1 protein-coding gene is annotated in these 900 nt (G+C 72.3%); it reads left to right on the top strand.

Going from position 1 to position 900, the window contains the following annotated elements:
* Window positions 1-900 (top strand): cellulose synthase complex periplasmic endoglucanase BcsZ (gene bcsZ / locus G3O06_RS48450; RefSeq protein WP_205820484.1); only part of this gene is annotated, 900 nt, incomplete at both ends.

The following is a 900-nucleotide window of genomic DNA, read 5'->3' as shown; positions in this document are numbered from 1 at the left end:
CGCGGGAACCGCTGGGGCCGGCGCGGCCGACGCGGGATGCGGCGCGGCGTGGCCGCGCTGGGATGCGTTCAAGCGCGATTTCATCTCGGCCGACGGCCGCGTGATCGACGTCGGCTCGGCCGATTCGCGCACGGTGTCGGAGGGGCAGGCGTATGGACTTTTCTTCGCGCTGGTCGCGAACGACCGGCGCATGTTCGACACGATCCTCGCATGGACCGAGAACAATCTCGCGCAGGGCGACCTGAGCGCGCATCTGCCGGCGTGGCTGTGGGGCCGTGCGCCCGACGGCGCGTGGCGCGTGCTCGACGCGAACGCGGCGTCGGACGCCGACCTGTGGATCGCGTATGCGCTCGTCGAGGCCGGGCGGCTGTGGCACGAGCGCAGCTATACGGCACGCGGCGCGCTGCTCGCGAAGCGCGTGCTCGACACCGAGACGGCGACCGTGCCCGGCCTGGGCCTCACGCTGCTGCCCGGGCCGACGGGGTTCAAGCTGGCCGACGGCCAGTGGCGCGTGAATCCGAGCTATTCGCCGCCGCAGGTGATCCGCGCGCTCGGCGCGCGCCTGCCCGACGACAAGCGCTGGGCCGCGCTCGTCTCCAGCACCGGTCGCGTGCTGCTCGACACCGCACCGAAAGGCTTCTCGCCCGACTGGGCGCTGTATCGCGTCGGCACGGGCTTCGGGCCCGATCGCGACACGCATGCGGAGAGCGCGTACAACGCGATCCGCGTGTATCTGTGGACCGGCATGCTCGACCGCGCCGATCCGCTCGCCGCGCCGTTGCTCGCGCGGTTTGCACCGTTCGCCGACTACATCGCCGCGCATGGCGCGCCGCCGGAGAAGGTCGATACGACGACGGGCGTCGCGGGGCCGAACGACGGCAACGGCGGTTTCTCGGCGGA

The organism is Burkholderia sp. Ac-20345, assembly GCF_017104825.1.
Taxonomy (GTDB): domain Bacteria; phylum Pseudomonadota; class Gammaproteobacteria; order Burkholderiales; family Burkholderiaceae; genus Burkholderia; species Burkholderia lata_B.
The sequence above is the reverse complement of the archived record's forward strand: the minus strand, read 5'-3'. Positions and strand labels throughout refer to the sequence as shown.